This window comes from Frankia sp. CcCS3 (assembly GCF_977927575.1).
The window spans coordinates 1-15,306 of record NZ_CDWRCL010000051.1 but is presented as its reverse complement, the minus strand read 5'-3'; the positions used below and the strand labels follow the sequence as shown (position 1 = coordinate 15,306).

At 70.2% G+C, this 15,306-nt stretch carries 15 protein-coding genes; 11 read left to right on the top strand and 4 right to left on the bottom strand.

Annotated features, from left to right (window positions below; genetic code table 11):
• Positions 1-737: hypothetical protein (locus AC08OQ_RS07240; protein ID WP_476611962.1), on the bottom strand; the 737-nt coding region annotated here is incomplete at its 3' end.
• On the opposite strand from AC08OQ_RS07240, the gene AC08OQ_RS07235 reads away from it, so the two are divergent.
• The 3 genes from AC08OQ_RS07235 to AC08OQ_RS07225 are packed head-to-tail and all read left to right on the top strand — an operon-like array spanning position 700 to position 2,993.
• Positions 700-1,560 (top strand): hypothetical protein, encoded by an 861-nt coding sequence (locus tag AC08OQ_RS07235; RefSeq protein ID WP_476611961.1) that lies wholly within the window; start codon positions 700-702, stop codon positions 1,558-1,560. The genes AC08OQ_RS07240 and AC08OQ_RS07235 overlap by 38 nt on opposite strands.
• Positions 1,497-2,225 (top strand): response regulator transcription factor, encoded by a 729-nt coding sequence (locus tag AC08OQ_RS07230; protein WP_476598725.1) that lies wholly within the window; start codon positions 1,497-1,499, stop codon positions 2,223-2,225. The genes AC08OQ_RS07235 and AC08OQ_RS07230 overlap by 64 nt, the downstream gene beginning before the upstream one ends.
• A gap of 27 nt (positions 2,226-2,252) precedes the next feature.
• Positions 2,253-2,993: a Clp protease N-terminal domain-containing protein gene (locus AC08OQ_RS07225; RefSeq protein ID WP_476604885.1), complete on the top strand. Its 741-nt coding sequence runs from the start codon at positions 2,253-2,255 to the stop codon at positions 2,991-2,993.
• A gap of 8 nt (positions 2,994-3,001) precedes the next feature.
• Here AC08OQ_RS07225 and AC08OQ_RS07220 read toward each other — a convergent pair whose 3' ends face one another.
• Together AC08OQ_RS07220 and AC08OQ_RS07215 are read right to left on the bottom strand one after the other, a co-directional pair.
• Positions 3,002-4,090, bottom strand: coding sequence for an NAD-dependent epimerase/dehydratase family protein (locus tag AC08OQ_RS07220; RefSeq protein ID WP_476598729.1), 1,089 nt, complete (start codon positions 4,088-4,090; stop codon positions 3,002-3,004).
• Positions 4,091-4,230: 140 nt separating this feature from the next.
• The gene (locus AC08OQ_RS07215) at positions 4,231-4,509 is read right to left on the bottom strand and encodes a hypothetical protein (protein ID WP_476598730.1); all 279 of its coding nucleotides are present in this window, start codon (positions 4,507-4,509) and stop codon (positions 4,231-4,233) included.
• A gap of 106 nt (positions 4,510-4,615) precedes the next feature.
• On the opposite strand from AC08OQ_RS07215, the gene AC08OQ_RS07210 reads away from it, so the two are divergent.
• From AC08OQ_RS07210 to AC08OQ_RS07200, 3 genes are all read left to right on the top strand, one after another.
• A complete protein-coding gene (locus tag AC08OQ_RS07210; RefSeq protein WP_462188899.1) occupies positions 4,616-4,753 on the top strand; it encodes a hypothetical protein in 138 nt (45 codons plus the stop codon).
• 634 nt (positions 4,754-5,387) lie between these two features.
• A complete protein-coding gene (locus AC08OQ_RS07205; RefSeq protein ID WP_476598732.1) occupies positions 5,388-5,870 on the top strand; it encodes an NUDIX domain-containing protein in 483 nt (160 codons plus the stop codon).
• On the top strand, positions 5,867-5,992 hold the full coding sequence (locus AC08OQ_RS07200) for a hypothetical protein (protein ID WP_476598733.1): 126 nt from the start codon (positions 5,867-5,869) through the stop codon (positions 5,990-5,992). The genes AC08OQ_RS07205 and AC08OQ_RS07200 overlap by 4 nt, the downstream gene beginning before the upstream one ends.
• Before the next feature lie 792 nt (positions 5,993-6,784).
• Here the strand turns inward: AC08OQ_RS07200 and AC08OQ_RS07195 are convergent.
• Positions 6,785-9,061 (bottom strand): MMPL family transporter, encoded by a 2,277-nt coding sequence (locus tag AC08OQ_RS07195; RefSeq protein ID WP_476598735.1) that lies wholly within the window; start codon positions 9,059-9,061, stop codon positions 6,785-6,787.
• A 147-nt stretch (positions 9,062-9,208) separates the two neighbouring features.
• Between AC08OQ_RS07195 and AC08OQ_RS07190 the strand changes: the two genes are divergently transcribed.
• The 5 genes from AC08OQ_RS07190 to AC08OQ_RS07170 form a co-directional block, all read left to right on the top strand.
• The gene (locus AC08OQ_RS07190) at positions 9,209-10,174 is read left to right on the top strand and encodes a TetR/AcrR family transcriptional regulator (RefSeq protein ID WP_476598737.1); all 966 of its coding nucleotides are present in this window, start codon (positions 9,209-9,211) and stop codon (positions 10,172-10,174) included.
• Positions 10,175-11,111: 937 nt separating this feature from the next.
• Positions 11,112-11,948, top strand: a complete 837-nt coding sequence (locus AC08OQ_RS07185) for an SDR family NAD(P)-dependent oxidoreductase (protein ID WP_476598739.1) — start codon at positions 11,112-11,114, stop codon at positions 11,946-11,948.
• 432 nt (positions 11,949-12,380) lie between these two features.
• Positions 12,381-13,481, top strand: a complete 1,101-nt coding sequence (gene hpnC / locus AC08OQ_RS07180) for a squalene synthase HpnC (RefSeq protein ID WP_476598740.1) — start codon at positions 12,381-12,383, stop codon at positions 13,479-13,481.
• Complete coding sequence (hpnD, locus tag AC08OQ_RS07175) at positions 13,478-14,392, top strand: presqualene diphosphate synthase HpnD (protein WP_476598741.1); 915 nt, start codon at positions 13,478-13,480, stop codon at positions 14,390-14,392. The genes hpnC and hpnD overlap by 4 nt, the downstream gene beginning before the upstream one ends.
• The coding region (locus AC08OQ_RS07170) for a hydroxysqualene dehydroxylase (protein ID WP_476611958.1) at positions 14,389-15,306 on the top strand (918 nt) is incomplete at its 3' end. The genes hpnD and AC08OQ_RS07170, both read left to right, overlap by 4 nt.

Below are 15,306 nucleotides of genomic sequence, written 5' to 3'. Positions count from 1 at the left end.
TGGCCTGCTGCACTCGGAGGTGTCCCGCGTCGGTTCCCACCGCGAGCCCGGAAGGCGCCGTCACCCGCGCCGCCGTCACCCGCGCCGCCAACATCGCCGACGGGAACACCGGCACCGCCCTCGCGCCCGTCCGGCAGCGGTGGGGCCCCCGCGGCCCGGATGGCCCGATCGGCGAATGTGGTCGTCCACGCCATGACCGCCGTCGCCGCGACGCTCTTGATGATCATGGTGGGTGCCGATCCGGTGCGGCTCGCACTGGTGGCTCTCGTGCTTGTCCCCGCCGCGGTGGAGATCACGATTGCCCGGGTGCCGACCCTGCTCGGCGTCGGCTGGAATCTGACGCTGATCGGCCTGCTGGAGGCCGCCCACGCGCCGAAGATGGTGCTGCTGCTCGCCGTCACCACGGCGACCTGGGTCGCGTTACGGTCCGCGTCGGTGCCGCTCAACGCCGTGGTGTTCGCCGTGGGCGTCGGCATGACGGTGGCGCAGTATTGGATGGGGAGTCCAGACGCCGAGGGTGACCACTTCACAGACGGATTCCTGGTCTGGGTCGCGGCCCTGCTGTACGGCACGGGCACCGGTTTCATCCTGCGGCGGACCCGGGAGCTGGCCGAGGAGTTGACCGAGGCGCAGAGCAGGCTGGTTGCTGCTGCGGCGGCGGACGAGCGGCGGCGGATCGCGCAGGACGTCCACGACCTGGTGGCGCACTCGCTGGCGGTGGCGCTGCTGAACATCACCGGCGCGCGCCGGACGATGCGGCGCGCGCCGGACGATGCGGCGCGCGCCGGCCCTCGCCGACGAGGCCCTGGCCCGAGCGGAGGAGGTCAGCCGGGAGAGCCTCGCGGGGATCCGGCGGGTCGTCGGGCTGCTGCGGGAGGACGCGGGGCCGATGCGGTCCGGGCCCGGGCCCGGACCGCTGCCGACGGCGCAGGACATCGGAGATCTCGTGGCGGGTTACCGACGCAGCGGCCTTCCCGTGCGGCTCGAGGTGGAGGGCGACGTCGGGACGCTCGACCAGGCGGCAGGCTCGGTGTTGTTCCGGACGGTGCGGGAGGCGCTCGCGAACGTGCTGCACCATGCCGACGCCGCGCCGACGTGGGTGCGGCTCGACATCGGTCCGCGCGTTGTCGGGGTGACCGTCCGAAACGATCTTCCGGCGGGTGGGGTGCGGCAGCGTCATCTGGGCGCATCAGGCGTCTTGGGCGCCTCGGGTGGCACGGGTGCTTCGGGTGGCCTAGGTGGCACGCTGGAGGGTTCGTCCGAATCTCACGCCGACGCCCGTGCGGATGCCCGTCCAGGGGGCCGGGGGATGGGCCTGACCGGGATCGCCGAACGGATCCACGCGCTCGGTGGGACCTTCGACGCGGGCCCTCGGGACGGCGCCTGGGTGGTGGCCGCCGGCATCCCGGTGGGAGGCGCCGTGCCAGAGCCCCTGTGGCCGGAGTCCTTGCGGCCGGAGCCGCCGTACCCGGCACCCAGGCGGCCGGCGGTACGGGATGGCTGAACTCCCGGGCCCGCTGCCGCCGATCCGGGTTCTGCTCGTCGACGACCAGGAGTTGATCAGGGCGGGACTGGCGCTCGTGCTCGGTGCGGAGAACGGCGACGGGCCGGGTGGGGTGGCCGCGATCGAGATCGTCGGGGAACGGTCGGATGGCGACGAGGTGGTGGCCGCCGTGCGGTCGCTGCGCCCGGATGTCGTTCTCCTCGACATCCGGATGACCCGGATGGATGGCGTCGACGCGATGCGCGCGCTTGCCAGGCTCGGCCCGCATCCGCCCGTCCTCGTGCTCACCACCTTCAGCGACGACGACACGCTCTGGGGGGTCATGGCCGCCGGTGCGGCCGGATTCATCCTGAAGGACCGGCCCGCGGATGACATTGTCCGGGCGATCCGACTGGTCGCCGCGGGCGGCTCGTGGATCGACCCGTCGGCCAGCGAGCGGCTGCTCGGCGCGTTACGTGCCGCACCCACCGCCGACCCGTCGTTGCGCCGCCGGATGGAGCGGCTGTCCGACCGCGAGCGCCAGGTGCTGCGGGCGATGGCCCGTGGCGCCACCAACCGGGAGATCGCGCTGGCGCTGCGGGTCAGCGAGCGCACCGTGAAGGCGCATGTGGGCAGCATCTTCCTCAAGTTGGAGGTACGGGACCGGGCCGGCGCGATCGTCGCCGCCTTCGACGCCGGCCTCGCCACCCCGGGCGGTTTCGTCGTCGATCATCTCGAATGATCTTTACCATCAACCTTAGGTTGACGAATGATCGAACCCGTTGGCATGACCTCTCCGGTGCGCCTCGACGACCTGATCGAAACGATCAAGAAGGTGCACACCGACGCCCTCGAACAGCTCTCCAGCGCGGTCCTCGCCGCCGATCATCTCGGGGACGTGGCCGACCATCTGATCGGCCATTTCGTCGACCAGGCCCGTCGCTCCGGCGCTTCCTGGACGGACATCGGCAGGAGCATGGGTGCCAGTAAGCAGGCGGCACAGAAGCGTTTCGTGCCGAAGACCCCCGGCGAACCATCGGCCCTCGATCCCGGTCAGGGATTCAGCCGGTACACCGAGCGGGCCAGAAACGTCGTGATGGCGGCGCAGAACGAGGCCCGAGCAGCGAACAACGCCGAGATCGGGCCCGAGCATCTGGTACTCGGGCTGCTGATCGAGCCGGACGCGCTGGCTGCCCAGGCGATCGTCGCGCAGGGTGTGTCACTGGAAGCCGTCCGGGTAGCCGCCACCGCGGCGCTGCCGCCGCCGGCCGAGCAGGTGCCGAACCTCGTCCCGTTCGACACCAAGGCGAAGAAGGCGTTGGAGCTGACGTTCCGGGAGGCCCTGCGGCTGGGACACAACCACGTCGAGACCGAGCACATCCTGCTCGCCCTGCTGGAACTCGAGGACGGCACCGGCGTGCTCCACGGTCTCGGCCTCGACAAGGCTACCGCCGAGACCCACCTCACCGCCGCCCTGGCGGCGATTCTCGCCGCCCGCGAGCAGGGGTAGCGCCCGCGTCAGGCCCGCTGCCCCATGCCGGTGCGGACCTCCTCCCATCGACCCCGCGCGGTGCTTGGCATGAGCGGGGGTGTGGGCAGGCCCGCGCCCTCGCGCAGGCCGGTGAGGAAGCTGCCGATCGCGGCGCGGGCGTCGTGGCGGGGCGACCAGCCGAGCTCTGCCCGGGCCCGGGCAGTGTCCATGATCGGTAGATGTAGGACGGCGTCGAAGAGTTGCGGGGAGGCGGGCACCAGATGCAGGTGCCAGGCGGTAGCCAGAGCGCCCCGGGCCAGGCCGGCCGGCATCCGGATGATCCTCGCATTGAGGATGTCGGCGAGCAGGGGTACGTCGACCACCGGGTCGGCCGCGATGTTGAAGGCGCCGCGGGCCCCGGTCAGGGCCGCCAACCGGTAGGCGTCCGCGACGTCGGAGGAGTGCACCACCTGGAAGCGCAGCCCCGGCAGATCTGGCAGCACGGGCACCGTCGCCGGGTGCGTGGGCGCCGCTGCCGGCCGTACCACCCGGCCGGGCAGCAACGGCCCAGCGAGCAGGCGCCGTTGCTGGCTGGCCGCCTCCCGCTTGAAGATGAACCCGGGCCGCAGCCGCACCACCCGGATGCCCGGACGGTCACGTTCGAAGGTGTCGAGGACCCGCTCCAGATACGCCTTCTCCCGGGTGTAGGCGGCCTCGGGCCAGCCGTGGGTCGGCCATCCTTCGTCGACGGCGCCTTCCCGGGCGGCGGGCGAGTAGGCGCCGACCGATGAGGCATGCACCAGCGCGGGCACGCCGGCTCGGGCTACGGCCTCGAACACGCGGATGGATCCCAGGACATTGGTCCGCCATGTGGTCAAGGGGTTGTGGGTGGGCTGGAACAACCAGGCCAGGCGGATCACGACGTCGGCGCCCTGGAACAGCGGGGCGAGGTCATCCGTGACGACATCGGCCTGTGCCCACTGGGTCTTCGGCGCCGTCCATGTCGGGTTGCGGCGGGATACCCCGACCAGGGAGCCGACCTCGGTCGACCGGCCGAGAGCCGCCAGCACGCTCGTGCCGACATTCCCCGTGGCTCTCACCACGACGATCTTCAGGTTGCTCGGGGTTGGCGTCACCTGATCCACCTCATCCACCTCCTGCGGTCGACCGGGAATCTCCCGTCGGGGGAAGCGGTCTCCTTTCGGAGGAATGGATACCCGCCGACGGGCGTCCAGATGCAGCCCTCAGCTCTCGATGAGCTGCGGTGCGCCGTCCGTCACTCCAAGGCGGCCGCGAGGGAGGCGGTCAGTCTTGCCGCGAGGTCGTCCATCACCGTGGGGGAGACCCATTCGGCGGCCTCCGCCGCGGTGAGCTCGGCCATCGTGGTGACGTGACGCCGGGCGACGACAACCAGCCAACCCGGCAGGGCGGTCCTGATCGTGTGCGTGACCCGCCAGCCGGGATCGACCAGGATGCGCTCCCGGGGCGGCAGCCCGTCCAATGATGCGTTGCCGACGCAGGAGAAGCAGCCCTCGACGGCGCTCGTTGTGTCCATTTTGATCATCTAGGGCGTCAATCAGTATCAGTCGGTATCAATTCAGTGTCGATAGGTATCGATCGGCATCGATCAGGTGAACAGGCCGCTGCCCCAGTAGTCCTTCGTGCCGGCCCGGAAGCCTGGCGGGATCGCGAAGATCGCGCTTCCGTTGTGCCGGATGTACTCGTTCAGCGCATCCTGGCCGGACAGCCTCGAGCTGAGCCCAGGACCGCACCGGGACGACATCGGGCTCGACCTGTGATGTTGTGGTGCATGACCTGTGGTGCATGGTCCATGGCGGGGCCACCGCCCCCGGCGAGCCCGCTCACCTCGGCCCGTTCTCCCGGTCCGTTCCGCGTTGACCGGTCACCTCCGTCACCGACAGCTATCGACACAATTCTTTCTGTTGTATCGCTGTCCGGTCCGCGTTGCGGATACGGATCGGCGAGGTAACCGCACCCGCTCTCCTCACCGGTTCGTCTTCATTATTTTTTGCCTTAGGAGTCGAAATGAAATAACTTGCGCGTTTCGAACCTTCCACAGGCCTGTGACCTGCGATGATGCTCTCGATCACGTATTTGTTACTTCATTACGTCCCCTTAGTTCCGCGAAACGCTGGCGGGTCGCGCCCCTTCGTGGTCGCCTATCGTTAGTGGCCCACCGCGTCGCCCACCAGTCGGCGGCAGGAACATCAATTCCGTTCGTCAGTACTATGTGAAGTGTGTGATAATATGAAGAAGGATCTTGACTTTTCCCTAGTCGACCGGGCTCTGCCGGACCCGGCCGGCGTGCCCGGTGACGGCCTGATGCTGCGGTCGGTGATGTCCTCGAAGCCGCCGGCCACCCCACGGCAGCGTCCTGACCATGGCACTGAGGCGAGCTTGAACCGACCTCCGATGGCGCGACCCTACGCTGCGGCGGGTGTCCTGTTCTTCGATGAAGAAGACCGCATACTGCTCGTTGAACCGTCGTACAAGCCAGGCTGGGACATTCCGGGAGGCTTTGTCGAACCGGGGGAATCGCCCTACTCGGCGTGTGTACGGGAGGTCGCCGAGGAGCTCGGTATCGCCCCACCGATCGGTGGTCTGCTCGCGATCGACTGGGCGCCCTGTCTTAACGACGGATGGCTCGACAGCGAGATGCTGGCCTTCGTCTTCGACGGCGGTGCGCTGCCCGCCTCATGGCGGGAGCGCATCCGGCTGGACATGGACGAGATCATCAACTGCGCGTTCGTCCCTGTGGACGAGGTGGGCGGGTTGCTGCCGCCCCCGCACGCGCGACGGGTCCGTGCCGCCGCGGCCCTGCGGGGGGGGCACCGCAGCGCGGCGGATACCTGGAGTTCGGTAATCAGATTCCCGAGCCCGTCGGTGGTCCGGTGAGCGTCGCGTCGCTCGGTGGGCCGGATGCTCGGGGCGCGGGCGCGGCTCAGGCGCTCGCGGGGCCATCCGCACGTGGCGCGGTGATGATGTCCAGCTCGGCGAACGAGGCGATGGAGGCATGACCGTCGGCGTCTCGGCGAGGATCCGGCGCACCGCCGGCTCGGCGTGACGGTCGCGCACCCACGCCCCCAACCGGGCCCGGGCATAGGGGAACAACGTGCCCAGTACCGCCGCGGTCGCGCTCGTGGTTCCTTCGATGTCGATGGGCGCGACCTCCGCCACCCGCTTGATCCCCGCCACTCCCTCGGTCTCTGCCACCCGTTCGACGGCACTCACGATGCCGTGACGAACTGTGCTCTCCGGCGCAGAAGGCCGTCGAAGTCGGGGATACGCGTGGCCAGGTCACTGCCGGTGAAGTCCCCGATCCGAAGGACGCTCCGCCGAGTGCAGTTTCGTGTTAAGGCCCGCGATTCCACCTTTGCTTATTGTCGGATTATTTCCTGTTTCTTACTTGTTTATTTCCGGTGCCGTCCGCGGCGTGTTCGAGATACATCGGTTACTGTTCCGGCCATGACGGATGCCGCGACGCGCGGCGGGACCCTGCGGACGCCTCCCGCACCTGCGTGGAGTGCGGGCCTACCGCGCACGCGGACGTGAACGCGGTGGTCAACATCCTCTGGGTCGGGCTGGCTTCTGATCACTCGCTATGACCTTGACGATCTTGTCAGTGCCGTGACGGTGGCGCATCACGGCCTGCTCCGGATCCGTTCGACGACGAACGTGTCCTCGGCCGGCTCACCGTCTTGGCCGATCCCGGCCGGCCAGGCGCCGCGGGGCGCCCGCCGGCCAGGCGGGCGCCCCGCGGGCTGTCACTGTTCGGGCGGTCCCGCACTGTTCGGGCGGTCCCGTGAAGATCAGCGCATGGGTTCGCCGGTACGTGAGCTCCGCTCCTCGCGGGCCGCCTGCCCGGGAAGCGGGCGGGCCGGCACCCCGGCCGCGGGACGGCCCGCGACGGCGTCCTCGGGCAGCGGAGTGTGCCGGATCTCCTCCAGATCCTCGGCGGACTCGACGGAGATCCGCGGCAGGACCCGGTCGAGCCAGGCTGGTACCCACCAGTTCGCCGTGCCGAAGATGTGCATCAGCGATGGCACCAGCACGGTCCGGATGATGAAGGCGTCGATGAGGATCGCCGTCGAGAGCCCGAGGCCCATCAGCTTGATCACCCGTTCGTCGCCGAGGATGAACGAGGCGAAGACCAGGATCATAATCGCGCCGGCCGCGGAGATGACCCGGCCGGTCTCGGCCTGGCCGAACGAGACGGCGATCCGGTTGTCCCGGCGCGCGGTCCACTCCTCGTGCATCCGGCTGACCAGGAACACCTCGTAGTCCATGGACAGGCCGAACAGGATCGCGAAGAGGATCACCGGGATGAACGCCTCGACCGGGCCGCCGCTGATGCTGAACAGTGACGCGCCCCAGCCCCACTGGAACACCGCGACGACCACGCCGAAGGCCGCCCCGACCGCGAGCAGGTTCATCAGCGAGGCGGTCAACGGGACCAGCAGGCTGCGGAACACCGCCACCAGCAGCAGGAAGGCGAGGAGAACCACGATCCCGATGAACAGCGGCAGCTTGCCCGACAGCGTGCTGGAGAAGTCCTCGAAGATGGCTGTGATGCCGCCGACGTAGATGCCGGTGCCGGCCTGGTTCGCCTGCGGGATCACGTGGTCGCGCAGCTGGTTGAGCAGCTTCGAGGTCGCCTCGGCCTGCGGGCTCGTCGTCGGGTACAGGGTGGCGATCGCCGCCTGCCCGTTGGGGCTCGGCCGCGGAGCCGAGACGGAGGCGACGCCCGGTGTCGCGCGAGCCGCTGCCACCACGGCGTCGAGGCTTGCCGTGTCCCGCGGCGAATGGATCTCGGCGACGATGCTGAACGGGCCGTTGAACCCCGGTCCGAAGCCCTCGGCCAGCAGGTCGTAGCCGCGCTTGGTGGTCTTGGAGGGGTCGCCGTTGCCGAGGTCGGACGAGCCGAGCCGCAGCGAGAAGAACGGGATCGCGATGACGGCGATGACCACCGCGCTGACCACCGCGAACAGCTGGGGCCGTCCCTCCAGCCGCTTCGCCCAGTGCCACCAGAAGCCCGAGGTGCTTTCGTGCACCGGGCCATCCTCGGCCAGCCTGCGCCGGTCGCGCCGGTTGAGCACCTTCATGCCGTAGAAGCCGAGCAGGGCCGGCAGCAGGGTGACTGCCGCGGTCATCGTCATCGCCACGGCCACCGCCGCCGAGATCGCCACGCCGTAGAGGAAGCTCACACCGAGTGTGAACATGCCGAGCAGCGCGATGCAGACGGTCATGCCGGCGAAGAGCACGGCGCGCCCGGAGGTGTTGACCGCGGTGACCGTGGCCTCCTCCGGGCTCTTGCCGGCGCGTAGGCCGATGCGGTGCCGGTTGACGATGAACAGGGCGTAGTCGATGCCGACGCCCAGTCCGATCAGGGTCGCGAGGACCGGGCTGAACTCGGCGATCGTGAGGACGTGGGAGAGCAGGATGATCAGGATGCTGCCGACCCCGAGGGCCATGATGGCGGTGATCAGGGGCAGGGTGACGGCCAGCAACGAGCCGAAGGCGACGAAGAGGATGATCGCCGCGGCGATGATGCCGATCAGCTCGCTGTAGCTCTGCTCCTGCTGCTCGATGACCGCGACGACCTGACCGGTCGCCTCCACCTGCAGGTCGTCCCTGCCGTAGCTTCGAGCGATGTCGGCCAGCTGCTCGATGTTCTCCTTGGGCAGCTCGATGCCCTGCAGGTCGAAGTTGACGGTCGCGAAGGCCGTGTGCCCGTCTTTGCTGATCTGGGCGGCGCCCCGCGGGCCGTAAGGGCTCGTGACCTCGGTGACGTGCGGGATCTTGGCGAGCCTGCCGAGCATCTCGCTGGCCGGATCGGAGATGGCCCGATCGGTGATGCGAGCTTTGTCACTGTGCAGCACGATGGTGGCGCTGTCTCCCGACGCCGCCGGGAAGTCGCGTTGCAGGAGGTCGATGGCCTTCTGCGAATCGGTGCTGGGCAGGGAGAAGGCGTCCTTGTAACTACTTCCGGCCACCTGGCTGATGCCGCCGAGCCCGAGCAGCGCGACGATCCACAGGAACAGGACGAGCCGACGGTGTCGGAAGCACCAGCGGGCGAGCGAGGCCACGGTTTCCCCTCGGGCGTTGGTGATCGGTGGTGTCGCTACCTGCGACGTCGTGCTGACGATTTGCTGCTGAGAAACTTACCGGTCGTTCAGTAGGTAGAGTTGAGAGTAACATCCGTCGCGGACTCGATCGGGGGGTGCAGGGCCGCCATGACCGAGCCGGCATCGCCCGATCCGGCATCGCCCGATCCACGGGGCGATACCAGATCGCGGATCCTTGCCGCCGCCATGAGCCTCTTCAGCGAACAGGGGTATGCCGGCACCTCGGTGCGGGACATCTCCGAGCGCCTGGGAGTGACGAAGGCAGCGCTCTACTACCACTTTCCGTCGAAGGAGACGATCCTCGACGCCCTGCTGGAGCCCTTCGTGTCCGAGCTCGGTCGACTCGTCGATCTCGTTCGGCAGTCCCCGCCGCCGTCCCCCCGGGTCATCATCGAGCGATTCGTCGAGGCCCTGGCGGGCCCCGGTGGCGTGCTGCTCGTCTTCGCCGACGACCCCTCGGTGATCCACCGCAAGATCGGCAAGAGCGACATCCTGTCGCTGCAGCAGGCCCTCGTGCACGGGCTCGCGGGGCCGGCTCCCACCCATCTCGGGTTGCTGCGCGCGTACTGCGCGGTCGGGTCCCTGCGGGGGGGGATCATCGGGATGGCGATCGAACGTGCCCAGGCCGCCGCCCGGCAGTCCACCAGCGCCGACGAGGAGCGCGGCGGCACGGGCGAAGCGGTCACCTGCTCCGAGCGCCTCCGGGTCCTCGTCTCGCAGGTACCGAGGACATTCACCCCCCTGGTCTCCGCCGCGGAGCAGGGGGAGATCGTGGCCGCCGCCCTCGCCGCTCTCGGTGACGATCCCGCCGTCTCCGTCTCCGTCTCCGCCGCTGACTCTGGCGCGGCCTCCGCCGCTGGCTCCGGCGGCTGCGGCGCGGTGGGTGATGAGGGGCATGAAAGTGACAGGTCTCCCTCCGGTGCCGACCTGACCGGGTCACAGGATGCCCCGGTCGCCGACGCGGGTCCGGTCGCGACATCTTGCCCGGCGCACGGGGAACGTCCCGCGTGCCGGGAGGCCGCGGCGTCTCACCCGCCTCCCGCGCCGGACCTGGCCTCCGTCCGGCTCCACTGACGACTGTATGCGCCGGATCGTGAGCGATCCGGCGCATCACCCCTTCGTATCCACCCACCTTCGCGGTTCATGTGCCTCATCTCACTCTTCAGACGTTCGTAGATGGTGGTCCGTCTATTTGGTCGTGGCAAATGCCGCTTTCGCTCTTGTTTGTCTGGGGCGGTAGGGTGGTCGCGTGTGGAGGATGGATCAGTGTTTGGATGATGAGCCTTCCGCCTGTCCGGCGCACGCCGCGGACGGGTCGACACATCTGCCGCCGGGGGTAGGTCTTGGCGGCTTTGCCTCCGCCACGGCCGGTGATCTTGTGGTAACCGGATCGGACTGGCGGGAAGGTGTTGGCGTCGGAGCCGGCCGACCATGACCCTGATGCCGCGTACCGGCCTCGAGTCGGCAAGGTGTCGTCGCCGCGTCCTTCCTCCGGAGGCAATGCGGTTGTAAATAGTCCGCAATACCCAGTCGTCGATGTGGAGCCAGTTCGAAGTCTCCGGAAGAAGGTCTCCGAGAGCAGATTCCGAATCGATCGGACCGCTGTCATATCGGGCGACGCCGGGCGGTCGGGATGGGGGAGTGTGATAGGGAGTCCAGAGTCGCGCTCGGCCCTCGCTGTCCGATGTCGCCCATCTGACCATGGACGATCCGGCGACGGGACGGTGGAATGGTGGCAGTCGTGAGCCCGGTGGCGCGGAGTTACCAACGCACCGCGGATCCGGAGCCCGGCGTTGATGAGATGAGCAGTGGCTGTTCGGATCGGTGCCGCCCGCCAGGGTGGCCGACGCAACGATCCGGCCGGCGAGTTCGTGCCAGCGGACCACACCGAATCACCTTCGGTCGGACCACCTCGCAACGCGGGGCGACGAGTAGGGAAAGTTGTAGGTGACGTGCAACCAGTGCCCGCGGGGGAGAACGGCGTGAGGGGAATGACCGGAAGCGGTGTGTCGTGAGCACCCGGTCTCGCCCCGCTTTCGGTAACGGAGTGTCTACATCTCTTACTGGGCTGGTCATGCGGGCCGGCTCGGGCGTCTCGACCTGGCCGCCCCGGACCGCCGTCATCACGGGAGCATCCAGCGGTATCGGCCGGGAGGCCGCGCTGCTGCTGGCCGCGGACCGATGCCGGTCGCTGCTGGTCGGTCGCAACGGGGCCACGCTCGACGAGGTGGCCGCGGCGACCGAGGGGCACCGGATTGCGGTCGACCTGTCGAGTCCCGGCTCGGAACTGATGGTCTCCTCCCGGGCGACCGAGCTTCTCGGCGAGGTCGACCTGCTGGTGTGCTCGGCCGGCCTCGGGGCTGCGGGCCCGTTCGAGGTGATGTCCCCGGCCGCGATCGCGGAGCTGGTCACGGTCAACGTGCTGTCGCCGATGATGCTGGTCCGGGCCATGTTGCCGGCCATGCTCGACCGCGGCCAGGGGCGCATCCTGCTGGTGGGCAGCATCGCCGGCGCGCTGGGCGTGCGCGGTGAGGTCGCCTATTCCGCAACCAAGGCCGCTCTGCTCGGTTTCGCCGACGCGTTGCGGTCCGAGGTCGCCGGTCGCGGTGTGACGGTGACCCTGTGTCTACCCGGCGTCGTCGACACACCATTTTTCCACCGCCGTGGCGCGCCCTACGTCCGTCGCTGGCCCCGGCCTATACCGGCCGGGCTTGTCGCGCAGCGCATGCTGACGGCCACCGGACGCGGCGACGCCGAGGTCTGGGTGCCACGCTGGTTACTCGGCGCGGTGCGGGTCCACGGTGCGATCCCGTCGGTGTACCGCAGGCTGGCGGGTGTCTTCGGATGATCCGCGGCGTGGTCTACCCGGCCGCTCCCGGCTTTCCGGCCGGCCCTGGGGGTGAGCGACACCGACGATGAGAGTGCCGACGGGCGGCGGCCGGCCGCAGGCCGCCCGGGTGGTGCCGCCGGAGCATCATCCCGCCCACGGACCTGTGAGGACCAACCGAAGGGGGCCGGCCAGGCGGAGCTCATCCCGATACCGGCCCAGGGCCGGCCCATCTCCCGTACCGGCCCGCGCTGATCGTGCCCATGACCACCCGGTGCGATCCGCATCCTGATCGCCTTGGCGAAACCCAGGCAGCCACCCCCACCACGGAGCCTTCCGAAGAGCCTTCCGAACCCGGCTCTCCGGGTACGTCCGCGCCGGTCGTGGCCCCCGGGGATGCGGGATCCGGCCCGACCGCGTCCGTAGTGCAGACCGCCATCGAAGGAGAGGCGTATGACAGCCATCGACGCCCGAACCAGCCCATCACGCACGCCTGCCCAGCCGGCCGCGACGGGCCTGGCAACTCCCGCCGAGCAGCTGCTGCGCGCCGCCCCGGCGGAGAACTTCCCGGTCTCGCCGTTCGTTCTGCCCGCGGCGGTTCGTTCCCACTTCAACGCGTTGTACGTCTTCAGCCGGCTCGTCGACAACCTCGGCGACGAGGCGGTCGGCGACCGGCTCGCCCTGCTCGACCGGTTGTCGGCGGACCTCGAGGTGATCTGGACAGGCGGGCAGCCGGAGCTGCCGGTCCTGCGCCTGCTCGCGCGGACCGTGCGGGACTGTGACCTGCCCGCCGAACCGTTCCAGCGCCTCGTCGAGGCCAACCGGCAGGACCAGCGGGTCACCCGTTACGAGACCTTCGACGACCTGGTCCGCTACTGCACGCTCTCGGCCGACCCGATCGGGCGGATGGTGCTGCGCGTCTTCGGGCTGGCGACCCCCGACCGGGTCGTGCTGTCGGACCGGGTGTGCACCGCCTTGCAGCTCGCCGAGCACTGGCAGGACGTGGCCGAGGACCTCGCCGCCGGCCGGATCTACCTGCCGCTGGAGGATCTGGACACCTTCGGGGTGACCGAGGCCGATCTGCGGGCCTCCGTCGCGAGTCCGGCCGTGCGCCATCTGATGGCCTTCGAGGTCGCTCGGGCCCGTACGGTGATCGACCAGGGCGCTCCCCTGGTGTCGATGGTGCCCGGGCGGCTGCGGCTGGCCCTGGCCGGTTTCGTGGGCGGGGGCCGGGCGGCGTTGGACGCGATCCGGCGCGCCGACTACGACGTGCTCGGTGGGCCGCCGAAGGCGACGAAGCCACGGGTCGCCGAGTTCGCGCTGGCGGCGCTGGCCCGGTCGCTGGCTCCCGGAGCGTCGGCGGTGGCGCACACGGCGGCCGCCGTCGCCACCGCGACCAGCGCGACCAGCGCGGCCGGGGCCTGGCCGGGTTCCGCTTCGGGTTCCGGTTCCGGTTCGGGTTCCACGGCCCACGGCGGCACCGCTGCGACGAGTACCCAGGCCGGCGTCCCCGCCGCACAGTCCGTTCTTCCGGAGATGGGTGAGGTTCGATGAGTACCGCGGCGCAGTTCCCCGCGGGCCGGCCGACCGTGGCGGAGGCGTATGCCGCCTGCGAGGCTGTGACCAAGGAGGCGGCACGCAACTTCTCCTATGGCATCCGCCTGCTGCCGGCCGAGAAGCGGGGGGCGCTGAGCGCCGTCTACGCGCTCGCCCGCCGCCTCGACGACATCGGCGATGGTGATCTCCCCGAGGAGGCGAAGTTTGCCGGGCTGGCGCAGGTCCACGCGGAGGTCGAGGAGCTGGGGATGAACAGCTCCGATGATCCGGTCTTCGTCGCCCTCGCCGACGCCGCCCGCCGGTTCCCGATCCCGCTGGAGGCGTTCATCGAACTCGCCGACGGGGTCGAGAGCGACGTGCGCGGCACCACCTACGACACGTTCGACGATCTCGTCGGCTACTGCCGCCTGGTTGCCGGGACGATCGGGCGGCTCTCGCTCGGCATCTTCGGTAGCGAGCGGGCCACCTCCCACCGCGACGCCTCGGGGGTCGCGGACGCCCTCGGGGTCGCACTCCAGCAGACGAACATCCTCCGGGACGTGCGCGAGGACCTGCTCGGCGGCCGGATCTACTTGCCGCGCCAGGAGCTGAAGGCCGCCGGCGTCGAACTCGAGGTGGACGCGACCGGTCGTCTCGGCGGGCCCCCCGACGCGCTCATCGCGTACCTGCGGACGTCGGCGCAGCGAGCGGAGGAGTGGTATGGGCGTGGGCTCGTCCTGCTCGACCTGCTCGACCGGCGCAGCGCGGCCTGCTGTGGGGCGATGGCCGGCATCTACCTGCGGCTCAACCGGCGGATCAAGACCGATCCGTCCGCGGTGCTCGATCGTCGGCTGGCGCTGCCCGGCTGGGAGAAGGCGGTCGTCGCCGCCCGCAGCCTCGCGGGGCGGCCCGAGATGAGGGCGGCATGACCACGGGTGCCGGCGCGGACGCCGCGCCGGCACGGGGGCCGCGGCCCGCCGGGCGGACGGACGGACGTCCGCATCTCGCCGTCGTCGGCGGCGGGCTCGCGGGCATGGCCGCGGCACTGCTGGCCGTGGACAGCGGGGCCCGCGTGACCCTGCTGGAGGCACGTCCCCGCCTCGGCGGGGCGACGACGTCGTTCCGGCGCGGGGAGCTGTGGATCGACACCGGCCAGCACGTGTTCATGCGGTGCTGCACGGCCTACCGCGGGCTGCTGCAGCGACTCGGCGTCGAACACCTGACCACCTTGCAGCCTCGGCTGGACGTGCCGGTGCTGCTCGGCGACTCGTTGGCCCGGACCCGGCTGCGCCGGACGAGGGTCCCGCTGCCGGCGCCACTGCACCTGGCCCCGGCGTTGCTGGGGTACCAGGCGCTGCCGGTCGCCGAACGGCTGCGGGCCGGGCTCGCGGCGTTCCAGCTCGGGCGGCTCGACCAGCGATCCCCGGCGGTGGACGAGCAGTCGTTCGGCACCTGGTTGTCCACCCACGGCCAGGGCCCCGCGGCGACGAAGGCGCTGTGGGAACTGCTGACGGTCGCGACGCTGAACGTGCCCGCCGCCGACGCCTCCCTCGGCCTCGCCGCCAAGGTCGTGCGGACCGGTCTGCTGGAGGGCGCCGCCGCCGGTGACCTCGGCTGGGCCGAGGTCCCCCTGTCCCGGCTGCACGGCGACGCGGCGATGGAGACGCTCACCGCGGCCGGCGCCGACGTGCGCACCGGGGTGAAGGCCCGGTCCATCACCGCCGCGGGCAGCGGATGGGAACTGGCCGTCACCGCGGGCGGGACCGGTCGCGGCGCGGCGGTGCCCGGCACCGACGAGCGCGGCGTGCTGCGGGCGGACGCGGTCGTGCTCGCGGTGCCGCCG

Coding starts and splice junctions, on each gene's coding strand:
- AC08OQ_RS07230 (WP_476598725.1), top strand. CDS start 1,497: ATGGCTGAACTCCCGGGCCCGCTGCCGCCGATCCGGGTTCTGCTCGTC.
- AC08OQ_RS07225 (WP_476604885.1), top strand. CDS start 2,253: ATGATCGAACCCGTTGGCATGACCTCTCCGGTGCGCCTCGACGACCTG.
- AC08OQ_RS07215 (WP_476598730.1), bottom strand. CDS start 4,509: ATGGACACAACGAGCGCCGTCGAGGGCTGCTTCTCCTGCGTCGGCAAC.
- AC08OQ_RS07205 (WP_476598732.1), top strand. CDS start 5,388: ATGGCGCGACCCTACGCTGCGGCGGGTGTCCTGTTCTTCGATGAAGAA.
- AC08OQ_RS07190 (WP_476598737.1), top strand. CDS start 9,209: ATGACCGAGCCGGCATCGCCCGATCCGGCATCGCCCGATCCACGGGGC.
- hpnC (WP_476598740.1), top strand. CDS start 12,381: ATGACAGCCATCGACGCCCGAACCAGCCCATCACGCACGCCTGCCCAG.
- hpnD (WP_476598741.1), top strand. CDS start 13,478: ATGAGTACCGCGGCGCAGTTCCCCGCGGGCCGGCCGACCGTGGCGGAG.